12 protein-coding genes are annotated in these 12272 nt (G+C 59.7%); 7 read left to right on the top strand and 5 right to left on the bottom strand.

The window, feature by feature from the left end:
- Positions 1-71: 71 nt before the first annotated feature.
- Positions 72-1319: an MFS transporter gene (locus tag PspS35_RS25810; RefSeq protein ID WP_159937329.1), complete on the bottom strand. Its 1248-nt coding sequence runs from the start codon at positions 1317-1319 to the stop codon at positions 72-74.
- 319 nt (positions 1320-1638) lie between these two features.
- On the opposite strand from PspS35_RS25810, the gene PspS35_RS25805 reads away from it, so the two are divergent.
- From PspS35_RS25805 to PspS35_RS25795, 3 genes are read left to right on the top strand one after another with little or no spacing between them, the layout of a single operon-like run.
- Positions 1639-3078, top strand: a complete 1440-nt coding sequence (locus PspS35_RS25805) for a cytochrome ubiquinol oxidase subunit I (RefSeq protein WP_159937328.1) — start codon at positions 1639-1641, stop codon at positions 3076-3078.
- A gap of 1 nt (position 3079) precedes the next feature.
- Positions 3080-4087, top strand: coding sequence for a cytochrome d ubiquinol oxidase subunit II (cydB, locus tag PspS35_RS25800; protein WP_159937327.1), 1008 nt, complete (start codon positions 3080-3082; stop codon positions 4085-4087).
- 12 nt (positions 4088-4099) lie between these two features.
- Positions 4100-4267, top strand: a complete 168-nt coding sequence (locus PspS35_RS25795; RefSeq protein ID WP_010562540.1) for a DUF2474 domain-containing protein — start codon at positions 4100-4102, stop codon at positions 4265-4267.
- An 82-nt stretch (positions 4268-4349) separates the two neighbouring features.
- Here the strand turns inward: PspS35_RS25795 and PspS35_RS25790 are convergent, their stop codons facing one another.
- Entirely contained in the window at positions 4350-5474 is a 1125-nt protein-coding gene (locus tag PspS35_RS25790; RefSeq protein WP_159937326.1) for a class I SAM-dependent methyltransferase, read from the bottom strand.
- Positions 5475-5597: 123 nt separating this feature from the next.
- Positions 5598-6308, bottom strand: coding sequence for an autoinducer binding domain-containing protein (locus PspS35_RS25785; RefSeq protein ID WP_159937325.1), 711 nt, complete (start codon positions 6306-6308; stop codon positions 5598-5600).
- 462 nt (positions 6309-6770) lie between these two features.
- Here PspS35_RS25785 and PspS35_RS25780 point away from each other — a divergent pair, with 462 nt between their 5' ends.
- On the top strand, positions 6771-7547 hold the full coding sequence (locus PspS35_RS25780) for a ferredoxin--NADP reductase (protein ID WP_159937324.1): 777 nt from the start codon (positions 6771-6773) through the stop codon (positions 7545-7547).
- A gap of 46 nt (positions 7548-7593) precedes the next feature.
- Here PspS35_RS25780 and mscL read toward each other — a convergent pair whose 3' ends face one another.
- The gene (mscL, locus tag PspS35_RS25775) at positions 7594-8010 is read right to left on the bottom strand and encodes a large-conductance mechanosensitive channel protein MscL (RefSeq protein WP_056858221.1); all 417 of its coding nucleotides are present in this window, start codon (positions 8008-8010) and stop codon (positions 7594-7596) included.
- A 287-nt stretch (positions 8011-8297) separates the two neighbouring features.
- Here mscL and katB point away from each other — a divergent pair, with 287 nt between their 5' ends.
- The 3 genes from katB to radA are packed head-to-tail and all read left to right on the top strand — an operon-like array spanning position 8298 to position 11837.
- Positions 8298-9839, top strand: a complete 1542-nt coding sequence (katB, locus tag PspS35_RS25770; RefSeq protein WP_159937323.1) for a catalase KatB — start codon at positions 8298-8300, stop codon at positions 9837-9839.
- Between the two features lie 55 nt (positions 9840-9894).
- Positions 9895-10434 (top strand): ankyrin repeat domain-containing protein, encoded by a 540-nt coding sequence (locus PspS35_RS25765; RefSeq protein ID WP_159937322.1) that lies wholly within the window; start codon positions 9895-9897, stop codon positions 10432-10434.
- 35 nt (positions 10435-10469) lie between these two features.
- Positions 10470-11837, top strand: coding sequence for a DNA repair protein RadA (gene radA / locus PspS35_RS25760; RefSeq protein ID WP_017737417.1), 1368 nt, complete (start codon positions 10470-10472; stop codon positions 11835-11837).
- A gap of 34 nt (positions 11838-11871) precedes the next feature.
- Here the strand turns inward: radA and PspS35_RS25755 are convergent, their stop codons facing one another.
- The gene (locus tag PspS35_RS25755; RefSeq protein WP_159937321.1) at positions 11872-12240 is read right to left on the bottom strand and encodes a PilZ domain-containing protein; all 369 of its coding nucleotides are present in this window, start codon (positions 12238-12240) and stop codon (positions 11872-11874) included.
- Between the last annotated feature and the right edge of the window lie 32 nt (positions 12241-12272).

Genomic DNA, 12272 nt, shown 5'->3' with positions numbered 1-12272 from the left:
CCAAATGTGGGAGGGGGGCAAGTCGAATCGTCGCACCGACCCTCCCACATTGACCTTATTGCCACATCGGATCATGCAGCGGGCTTGATGCTTTCTTCCACCGGCACATGCATTCGATCCCGATTGGCCAATGTCGGGAACAGCTTGATCCACACCCCGGTCACCACCAGCGTGCCGATCCCGCCCATGACCACGGCGGGTACGGTGCCGAACCAGTGCGCTGTAATCCCCGACTCAAACTCGCCCAATTGATTGGACGCACCGATAAACAAGCCGTTGACCGCACTGACCCGCCCGCGCATTTCATCCGGCGTCTCCAACTGCACGAAGGACGCACGGATGACCATGCTGATCATGTCCGCCGCGCCCAGCACCACCAGCACCGCCAGGGAAAACCAGAACGAGGTGGACAGGCCGAAGGCGATGGTCGCCACGCCGAACACGCCGACGGCGGTGAACATCACCCGGCCGACCTTACGGTCCACCGAAAAGCGCGCCAGCCACAGCGACATCAACAACGCCCCCACCGCCGGTGCCGAGCGCAGCAGGCCCAGGCCCCAGGCGCCGGTCAGCAGGATGTCCTTGGCGAACACCGGCAACAGCGCGGTGGCGCCGCCCAGCAGCACGGCAAACAGGTCCAGGGAGATGGCGCCGAGGATGTCCGGGCGGCTGCGGATAAAGCGGATGCCGGCCAGCAGTGAATCGAGGGTGGCCTTGCCTTTGTTCAGCGGGGTCTGGCGGGCGGGCAGGTTGAGGGTCAGCACGCAGGCGATGATGTACAGCACCACGGTCGGGCCATATACCCACACGCTGCCGAACGCGTAAAGCAACCCGCCGAGTGCCGGGGCGACGATGGTAGCCAGTTGCTGCGCCGACTGTGAAGACGCCACCGCACGCGGGAACAGTGCGCTGGGCACGATGCTCGGCAGCAGCGCCTGGGTGGTGGGCATTTCAAAGGACCGCGCGGCGCCGAGCAGGAAGGCGAGGATAAAGATCATCTCGCGGGTCACGTTGCCGGTCAGGCCGCCAATGGCCAGGGACAGTGCGATCAACGCCTGCACGGTCTGGCAGATGGCCGCGACCTTGCGCCGCTCATAGCGGTCGGCCACGTGCCCGGTGTGCAGCATGAACAGCACCCGTGGTACGAACTCCACCAAACCGACCAACCCTAGGTCCAGCACATTGCCAGTCAGTTGGTAGAGGTTCCAGCCGATGGCCACGGTGAGCATCTGGAAGCCGCTGGCGGTGAAAATCCGGGCCAGCCAGAACGCGATGAAAGGGCGGTGATGACGCAACAGCAACACGGGTTCACTAGGCATCGGGAGTTCGGGTCGAGGCGGAAGGGAGCGTCGAGATTATCATCAAGCTGTAACAAATAGTTGCAAGATCATGCCTGAGGCAAGCTGTCACGCGGCAAAAGACCACACAACTGGACACAGAAAATGGGACTACTCTTTCAGCAATGCTTGACCCAGATCAAAACCTCCGTGGGGGATTGACCTGGCGGCCGCAAGGCCAGAATCCCTACGTGGCTGGTTAAAAAAAGAAACGAATTGAAATTCGCCACACTCCATATCCGTGGGGGCAGTGGGTGCAGGCTCCCGCCAGCAGCCGGTATTACCTGACAGAGGAAGACTTATGTTCGGTTTGGAGGCGCTAGATCTCGCCCGAATTCAATTTGCATTCACCATCTCGTTCCACATCCTGTTCCCGGCGATCACCATCGGCCTGGCCAGTTACCTCGCGGTACTGGAGGGCTTGTGGCTCAAGACCCACAACGACACCTACCGTGACCTCTACCATTTCTGGTCGAAGATCTTTGCCGTCAACTTCGGCATGGGCGTGGTCTCGGGCCTGGTCATGGCCTATCAGTTCGGCACCAACTGGAGTCGCTTCTCGGACTTTGCGGGCGCCGTTACCGGGCCGCTTCTGACGTACGAAGTGCTCACGGCCTTCTTCCTTGAAGCCGGTTTCCTCGGCGTGATGCTGTTCGGTTGGAACAAAGTAGGGCGCAAGCTGCACTTTTTCTCCACCGTGATGGTGGCCGTCGGTACGTTGATCTCGACGTTTTGGATCCTCGCGTCCAACAGCTGGATGCAGACGCCCCAAGGCTTTGAAATCATCGACGGCCGGGTGATTCCGACCGACTGGCTGGCGGTGATCTTCAACCCCTCGTTCCCCTACCGCCTGATGCACATGGCCACGGCCGCTTTCGTGGCGACGGCATTTTTCGTCGGGTCCTCGGCGGCCTGGCATTTGCTGCGCGGCAAGGACAACCCGGCGATCCGCAAGATGCTCTCGATGGCGATGTGGATGGCGTTGATCGTGGCGCCTATCCAGGCGGTGATCGGTGACTTCCACGGCCTCAATACGTTGAAGCACCAGCCCGCGAAAATCGCTGCGATTGAAGGCCACTGGGAAAACAAGGGCAACGAACCGACCCCGCTGATCCTGTTCGGCTGGCCCGACATGAAGGCCGAAAAAACCAAGTACGCGGTGGAAATCCCGTACCTGGGCAGCTTGATCCTGACCCACTCCCTGGACAAACAGGTGCCGGCCCTCAAGGAGTTCCCGCCTGAGGATCGTCCCAATTCGACCATTGTGTTCTGGTCGTTCCGGGTCATGGTCGGCCTCGGCTTCCTGATGATCTTCACCGGTCTGTTCAGCCTGTGGCTGCGTCGCGGCGACAAGATGTACACGTCCAAACCGTTCCTGTACCTGGCGTTGTGGATGGGCCCGTCCGGGCTGATCGCGATTCTCGCCGGTTGGTTCACCACTGAAATCGGCCGCCAGCCGTGGGTGGTCTACGGGCTGATGCGCACGGCGGATGCTTCGTCCGGGCATAGCCTGGCGCAGATGACCATCACCCTGGTGCTGTTCGTGGTGGTGTACTTCGCGCTGTTCGGCGCAGGCCTGGGTTACATGATGCGCCTGGTGCGCAAAGGGCCTCAGACCCACGAAGGAAGCGAACCGACCCCTGGTGGTCCTGGCCAGAAACGTACACCGGCGCGTCCGTTGTCGGCCGCCGATGACAGTGGCGATGACGACCACACCCACATCCAGCACAAGGGGAATTGAGATGGGTATTGATCTTCCGCTGATCTGGGCCGTGATCATCATCTTCGGCATCATGATGTACGTCGTGATGGACGGCTTCGACCTGGGCATCGGCATCCTCTTTCCGTTTATCCCAGGCAAAGTCGACCGCGACGTGATGATGAACACCGTCGCGCCGGTATGGGACGGCAACGAAACCTGGCTGGTACTCGGCGGCGCGGCGTTGTTCGGCGCGTTCCCGCTGGCCTATTCGGTGGTGTTGTCGGCGCTGTATCTGCCGCTGATTTTGATGCTGATCGGGCTGATCTTTCGCGGCGTGGCCTTCGAGTTCCGCTTCAAGGCCAAGGACCACAAGCGTCACCTGTGGGACAAGGCCTTCATCGGCGGCTCGCTGGCGGCAACGTTCTTCCAGGGCGTGGCGCTGGGCGCGTTCATTGACGGTATTCCCGTGGTGGACCGCCAGTTTGCCGGGGGCTCGCTGGACTGGCTCACACCGTTCACGATGTTCTGCGGCGTGGCGCTGATCGTGGCTTACGCCTTGCTCGGCTGCACCTGGCTGATTATGAAGACCGAAGGCCCGTTGCAGCAGAAGATGCACGACCTGGCGCGGCCGCTGGCGTTCGTGGTGCTGGCGGTGATTGGTATCGTGAGCATCTGGACGCCGCTGACGCACCCGGAAATCGCCTCGCGCTGGTTCACCCTGCCAAACCTGTTCTGGTTCCTGCCGGTGCCGATCCTGGTGTTGGTGACTATGTACGGGCTGATCCGCGCCGTGGCGCGAAATGCGCACTACACGCCGTTCCTGCTGACGCTGGTGTTGATCTTCCTCGGCTACAGCGGCCTGGGGATCAGCCTGTGGCCGAACATCATTCCACCGTCGGTATCGATCTGGGATGCCGCGGCACCGCCGCAAAGCCAGGGCTTCATGCTGGTGGGCACCTTGTTCATCATCCCGTTCATCCTGGGCTACACCTTCTGGAGCTACTACGTGTTCCGCGGCAAGGTCACCCACGAAGACGGTTATCACTAGGAGGGGCGTCTCATGTCCGGCAAACCTACGTTGCACGAGATCGAACAGGCCGAGAAACAGCCGTTGTGGCGGCGCCTGGGGTGGCTGGCGATGATCTGGACCGGCAGTGTGCTGGCCCTGTTCGTCGTGGCCAGCCTGATGCGCATGTTCATGAATGCGGCTGGCCTGACCACTCACTGACATCCCGCCCCGGGCTTCGCGGCCCGCTGCCTGCTGACTTGAGGGGCAAGCCCTGTGTTTCGTTGCGAAGCACAGGGTTTTTTTATTTGCGCGCTTTGAGAATGACGAATTTTGGTGTGGCGGCCACTTGCTCGACGCCTCGGAACAGCCGCGCCAATTTGCTGTGATAACCCAGGTGGCGGTTGCCGACGATATACAGCGCGCCGCCCACCACCAGCGCTTCCCGCGCTTGCTGGAACATGCGCCAGGCGAGGAAGTCGCCGACCACTTGTTGCTGGTGGAATGGCGGGTTGCACAGCACCACATCCAGGGAATCCGGCGCCTGGCCGGCCAGGCCATCGGCGGCGCGTACGGTCACATCGCGTTCGCCGAGGGCGGCTTGCCAGTTCTCCAGGGCCGATTGCACGGCCATGTACGACTCATCGACCAAGGTGTATTGCGCGTCCGGGTTTTGCAGTGCGCTGGCAATCGCCAGCACGCCGTTGCCGCAACCGAGGTCCGCGACACGCGCACTGCCCAGGCCTTTGGGCAAGTGCGGCAGGAAGGCGCGGGTGCCGATGTCCAGGCCTTCACGGCAGAACACGTTGGCATGGTTGAGCAGCTCAATGGCTGGGGTTTGCAGGTTGTAGCGTGTTGGGTAGGGCGATACGGCGGCGGGCCGATCGGCCAGGGTGGCGATCAGCAGTCGCGCTTTTTTCACCGCCAGCGAGGCGTGCATCGGCCCGATGTAACGCTCCAGCAACTCCCCGGCGGCTCGTGGCAGATGTTTGACCATCGCCCCGGCAAACACTTCGGCGCCAGGGGCCAGTTGGCCTTGCAGGCGAATCAACTGCTCTTCCAGCAGTGCCAGGGTCTTGGGGACGCGGATCAGTACGCGGTCGAACGGCCCGCTCGAATGTTGGCTGGCAGGAATGAATGTCACCGCGTCAAACGCCTTGCCATTGCGTACCAGGTTTTTCTCCAGGCCTTGGGCGGCGAGAAACGAGTCGCCGCTGGAGGTGACCTGCACCTGGCCTTCCAGGCTGGCGGCCAGTGCCCCGAAGCTGTCATTGAGCACCAGCACACGCGTTGCGGCGCTCGGCTGCTGTTCGGCCAGGTGGCTGAGCAGGTACTCGTCGGCGGCATCGAAGGCCTGCAGCGGATCGTTGTGTTGCTCTGGCTGGCGGATCAGATCGAGCTGGGCGAAGTGGCTTTCGAGCAGGGGCATGGCGGGAGAAACTCTGGGTAATCGAACCATCTGGGTGAACGGCGGCGCGAGGCTGCAAGCTGCGCTCTCACCCGGAACTGGTCGCGAATGTTACGTTTTTTCCGCAAGGATTACATGAGCTGTTTACAGAAACCCGGCCTTGGCGGCCACCATCACGGCGGCAATCTTATTATTGACGCCCAGTTTTCGCATCGAACTGCAGTTGTGAAAGCCGACGGTGCGTTCGGACAGGCACAGAATCTTGGCGATTTCGCCGGCAGTCTTACCCAGTGCGGACCACCGCAGGACTTCGATCTCACGCGGCGTCAAGTTACTGCAGGGCTTGTCGGCCGGCTCGTTGGCGTATTTGTGCGCCACCACGGTGTGCAGCGCATGGCAGAGCCACAATACATTCCCGGCTTTTTCGTAAAGCTCCTCAGGGCTGATTTCATCGGTGCTTCGACCCAGTGTCAGCATGCTGAACACGCCTTTTGGCCCATGCAGTGGCTGAGTCCACCCCAAATGCACACCGTAGGATTTTGCCAACTCCCACAGATGCGGGGTGCTTTGGAACGCAGCTTCCTTCCAGACAAAAGGCAGGACGGAGCGCTGGCAATGAGCAACAACGGGATCTACATCAGAGAAACTTGCTTGTTTGTATAAGTGGTTCCATTCATTTGGATAGTTGTTTTGCTCGAATAGCGTTGTTTGATTTATAGGTTGGTGCGTACTCATCTTGAACGAACAAAATTGGAAGCCGAGTGCGTAGGTCTCGTTGATAACCATTTCAAAAACATTGGTGATCTGGTCTTCGTCTTCCAGTTTAGGGAGCCGTGTGTTGCGCCAGTTGACCATCGGTAAATCTCCATGGGTGTTGGTGTGACTTGGGTACGTCCTGAATCCCAATGCGGCACGGAAATGAGTGTAGGACAACGGCTACTTTATGGCGTGAAAAAAATGTTATATCCGTAGGAGATTTGAACCCTGCAAGACTTATACATTGGGTTTGGTTGTGTATAGAAAAATCGGGGCGATATAGGCGTCATGTGTGTTTTAAGGCGTTTTAAGTAGTATCCAAATGATGGCTTTTTTCACTGGTATTACACCCACTGCTCTACATAGCCAACAGCGTAATAGCGAAATAATTAGTGGGTGCAGTTCGATGAGCTGCATGCTGAGTAACCGCAATTATCGAGTGGTTTTTGCAGTGATGTTGCGTGTAAGCAGGACGAGCGTCAGCAATGCCAGTACAAATCACCGGTGTTAGCAGATGCTGCTTTGAGGGACACTAGGGCTCTGTGCAAAACGGAGTTCCCCATGACGGCCAGCGCTGAAAAATTCACCCGCCAGACATTGCTCGATGTGCAATCGCTGACCCCCAGCCTCTTTACCCTGCGCACGACGCGCGATCCGGGCTTTCGGTTTACTGCCGGCCAATTTGTGCGACTTGGCGTGACCAAGCCGGATGGCAACACCGTGTGGCGTGCTTATTCCGTGGTGTCTTCGCCCTTTGATGAACACTTGGATTTCTTCTCGATTGTCGTCCCAGGTGGTGAGTTCACCAGCGAACTGAGCCGCCTGCGGGTGGGCGACACCCTGATGGTGGAGCGCCAGGCCACGGGCTATCTGACCTTGAACCGCTTCGTCGATGGTCGTGACCTGTGGATGTTGGGGACTGGCACGGGCGTGGCGCCGTTCCTCTCGATCTTGCAGGACTTTGAGGTCTGGGAAAAATTCGAGCGCATCCTCTTGGTGTACAGCGCCCGCGAGGCCAAGGAGCTGGCCTATCAATCGTTGATCAACGAACTGGGGGCGCGTGAGTACCTTGCCGAACACGCACATAAACTCACCTATATTCCCATTGTTACCCGTGAACAGCAGCCGGGCGCGCTGAATGGGCGTATTACCACGCTGATCGAAAATGGCGAGCTGGAGCGCGCGGCGGGCGTCGAGCTAAGCCCTGAACATTCCCGCGTGCTTATCTGTGGCAACCCGCAGATGGTCGATGACACACGCCAGTTGCTCAAGCAACGCGACATGCAACTGAGCCTGAGCCGACGCCCAGGGCAGGTGGCGGTGGAAAACTACTGGTAGTAAAAAGGCGCCTCAAGCAGGCGCCTTTTTTCCAAGCCGATGCGGGTTAGAGCGGCTTGTCGTTCTGTGCCTTGAGCAGATCGCGGATCTCGCCCAACAGCAGCTCTTCCTTGGTCGGCGTCGGTGGCAGGCTAGGTGCCACGGCCTCTTCGCGCTTGAGGCGGTTGATGGCCTTCACGCCCATGAAGATTGCAAAGGCGACGATCACGAAGTCAATCACGCTCTGGATAAACTTGCCGTAGGCCAGCACCACGGCAGGCACATCGCCTTGCGCAGCCTTGAGCGTTATGGCCAGGTCCCCAAAATCCACGCCGCCGATCAACAGACCAATGGGTGGCATCACCACGTCGCCTACAAACGAGGAAACAATTTTGCCGAAGGCGGCGCCGATGATGATACCGACGGCCATGTCGACCACATTACCTTTGACCGCGAAGGCCTTGAACTCACTGATCACGCCCATAGGTTATTCCTTGTTACAGATGAGAAGGGTGGAGCTCAGTGTAAGTCAGTCATAGAGCGCTTGCGCGACACAACTGTTAACACTGTTGGTTTTAATCGACACATTAAAACGCAAATAGTTTGCAAAGTGCCACCAATCGCGCGCGAAATACTCGCTATTTCAGCGCTTTACCACGTTATTTTCTTAATCGTCCTTGTGTTGATTTTCTATTTATCTTCTGACTCCCGGGTCACTAGCCTCTGGCAAGCACAACTGAATGTGCACTAAAAAAACCAGAGGAAACCTCGATGAAGAACCCAATGAACGCCAGGCACGTCCTGGCGCGACATGCGCTGGTATTGGCGACTGCCAGCCTGCTTTCCCTGTCGGTGCAGGCGGCCAACCTGACTCGCGATAACGGTGCTGCCGTCGGTGACAACCAGAACTCGCAGACCGCTGGCGCAAATGGCCCCGTACTGCTGCAAGACGTGCAACTTATCCAGAAGTTGCAGCGTTTCGATCGCGAGCGCATTCCAGAGCGCGTCGTGCATGCCCGTGGCACCGGCGCGCACGGCACCTTCACGGTCACGGACAACCTCAGCGACCTGACCAAGGCGAAAGTCTTTGCGGCCGGCGAAGCCACTCCGGTGTTTGTGCGCTTCTCGGCCGTGGTGCATGGCAACCACTCACCAGAAACCTTGCGTGACCCGCGCGGTTTCGCCACTAAGTTCTACACGGCTGAGGGTAATTGGGATTTGGTCGGTAATAACTTCCCGACATTCTTTATCCGCGATGCCATCAAGTTTCCAGACATGGTGCATGCGTTCAAACCCGATCCGCGCACTAACCTGGATGACGACTCCCGTCGCTTTGACTTCTTCTCCCATGTTCCCGAAGCCACTCGCACATTGACCGAGTTGTACTCGGACTCCGGCACGCCTGCCAGTTACCGTGAAATGGACGGTAATGGCGTACATGCCTACAAGTTGATCAACGCCAAGGGCGAAGTGCACTACGTCAAGTTCCATTGGAAGAGCCTGCAAGGCATCAAGAACCTTGATCCCAAGCAAGTTACCGACGTGCAGGGTCGTGATTACAGCCATATGACCAACGACCTCGTCACCCATATCAACAAGGGCGACTTCCCCAAGTGGGACCTGTACGTGCAGGTGCTCAAGCCGCAAGACCTGGCCACGTTTGAGTTCGACCCACTGGACGCCACCAAGATCTGGCCGAACGTGCCTGAGCGCAAAGTCGGGCAGATGGTGCTGAACCGCAACCCGGCGAACGTGTTCCAGGAGACCGAACAAGTGGCGATGGCCCCAGCCAACCTGGTGCCGGGCATCGAGCCATCGGAAGACCGCCTGCTGCAAGGCCGGGTGTTCTCCTACGCCGACACCCAGATGTACCGTCTGGGCGCCAATGCGCTGCAACTGCCGATCAACGCGCCACGGGGTACCGTCAACAACGGTAACCAGGATGGCGCGATGAACTTCGGCGCCACCACCAGCGGCGTGAACTACCAGCCAAGCCGCCTGATGCCACGGGAAGAGCCGCAAACCGCGCGCTACAGCCAGTCGGCGTTGGTGGGCAGCACCCAGCAGGCGAAGATCCAGCGCGAGCAGAACTTCAAGCAGGCCGGTGATCTGTATCGCTCCTACAGCAAAAAAGAGCAGCAGGACTTGATCGACAACTTTGGCGGCTCCCTGGCCACCACCGATGACGAGAGCAAGCACATCATCCTGTCGTTCCTCTACAAAGCAGACCCGGCGTACGGCACGGGCGTGGCCAAGGTCGCCAAGGGTGACCTGGCGCGCGTGAAGGCGCTGGCTGAAAAACTGACTGACTGACGTTGGTGACGGTCGACGCGCTGGTGCAGGCGTCGACCCTTGGCAGGAGAATCCCATGCGTATTTCTATCGGTTTGCTGATGGCCATGCTGGCCTTTGTCGCCCATGCCGAATCCCCCGAGCCGGCAGCGCTCAAGGCACAGCTGCAGGACTATTACTTCGACGCCGCCCGTCGTGGCGACCTCGATATGCTCAACACCTTTATCGACTCCGGCTACAGCCTCAACACCCAGGACGACAAGGGCTACACCGCGCTTATCCTTGCCGCCTACCACGGCCAGGGCCCGTTCGTGGAGCGTTTGCTCAGCGCCGGTGCCGACGCCTGTGTGCAGGACAAACGCGGCAACACTGCGCTGATGGGCGCGATCTTCAAGGGCGAACTGAGCATCGCCCAGCGTCTGCTGGCCACCGATTGCAACCCCGACCAACGCAACGGCGCGGGGCAGACGGCGGCGATGTATGCGGGCCTGTTCAAGCGCATCGAGTTGCTGGATGAATTGAAAGCCAAGGGCGCCGACCTCAACGCCGAAGACCCGATCGGCAACAGTGCTTCACGATTGGCCAGTGGTGAAATCCGGACCCCGGCGCCGCGCTGAGCTATCATCGCGGTTTTTCGGTTGGAGGTTCTCAAATGGCAAAGGCCAAGCGCATGTACGGCTGCACCGAGTGCGGCGCGACCTTTCCCAAGTGGGCCGGCCAGTGCGGTGAATGCGGTGCGTGGAACACCCTGACTGAAACCATGATCGAGAGCGGCGGCGCTGCGGCGCCCACCGGCCGTGCCGGCTGGACCGGCCAGCAGGCGCAGATCAAGACCCTGGCCGAAGTCAGCGTCGAAGAAATCCCGCGTTTTTCCACCGCCTCCGGTGAGTTGGACCGAGTGCTGGGCGGCGGACTGGTGGACGGTTCTGTCGTGCTGATCGGTGGCGACCCTGGCATCGGCAAATCGACCATCCTGCTGCAAACTTTGTGCAGCATCGCCAGCCGCATGCCGGCGCTATACGTCACCGGGGAAGAGTCCCAGCAGCAAGTGGCCATGCGTGCGCGCCGCCTGGGCTTGCCCCAGGATCAGCTGCGGGTCATGACCGAAACCTGTATCGAAAGCATCATCGCCACGGCCCGCATCGAAAAGCCCAAGGTCATGGTGATCGACTCGATCCAGACGATTTTCACCGAGCAACTGCAATCGGCGCCGGGCGGTGTATCCCAGGTGCGCGAGAGTGCGGCGCTGCTGGTGCGGTATGCCAAGCAGAGCGGCACGGCGATCTTCCTGGTTGGCCACGTGACCAAAGAGGGCGCACTGGCCGGGCCACGGGTGTTGGAGCATATGGTCGACACCGTGCTGTATTTCGAAGGCGAGTCCGATGGCCGCCTGCGTTTGCTGCGGGCGGTGAAGAACCGTTTCGGCGCCGTCAACGAGCTGGGCGTGTTCGCCATGACTGACCGGGGGCTGAAAGAAGTCTCCAACCCGTCGGCGATTTTTCTGACCCGTGCCCAGGAAGAAGTCCCCGGCAGTGTGGTGATGGCGACGTGGGAAGGCACCCGGCCGATGTTGGTCGAAGTCCAGGCGCTGGTGGATGACAGCCATCTGGCCAACCCACGTAGGGTCACGTTGGGCCTGGACCAGAACCGGTTGGCCATGTTGCTGGCGGTGCTGCACCGTCACGGTGGCATTCCAACTCACGACCAGGACGTGTTCCTCAACGTGGTGGGCGGGGTCAAGGTGCTGGAGACCGCGTCCGACCTGGCCTTGATGGCGGCGGTGATGTCCAGCCTGCGCAACCGGCCGTTGCCTCACGACCTGCTGGTGTTTGGTGAAGTGGGCCTGTCGGGCGAAGTGCGCCCGGTGCCGAGTGGCCAGGAGCGTTTGAAGGAAGCAGCCAAACATGGCTTCAAGCGTGCGATCGTGCCCAAGGGCAATGCGCCGAAGGAGTCGCCGCCGGGGATCCAGATTATTGGGGTGACGCGGCTGGAGCAGGCGTTGGATGCGTTGTTCGAATAACCCAGCAACACCCCACATTTGAGTTGTGTTGCTTTTATATCTCTAGCAGCGCTGCCAACTCCCGGTGGAGTTCTTGCTCGTCACCCAGATTCAATTCGATCAGCCGCCGCAAGTGGCTGATCGAATCCAGGTCGATGTCCTTGCACTCAAACCCCAACTGACCATGATCTTCATGGGTCAGGCGTACTTGCATCTTTATATGGGCCTTTGGGTCCAGGCGTATGTCCACCTCGAACGGCAGCGCCTTATTCCCCTTCCAGTCTTGCGGGCGCTGTACCAACAAGCCCTTTAGCGACAAATCCACCAATTGCACCGGCCATTCCTGCCCGTTTTGCCGAAGTTCGGTCTTGGCATCAAAGGCTATCCGGCGAAAACGGCGGCGATCGGACGCTTGCTCGGTCATGTTCAAACCCTCTGTGGATAAAAGGAGTGTAG

The sequence above is a fragment of the Pseudomonas sp. S35 genome, assembly GCF_009866765.1.
Lineage (GTDB): Bacteria > Pseudomonadota > Gammaproteobacteria > Pseudomonadales > Pseudomonadaceae > Aquipseudomonas.
This window is presented reverse-complemented; position numbering and strand designations above follow the sequence as displayed.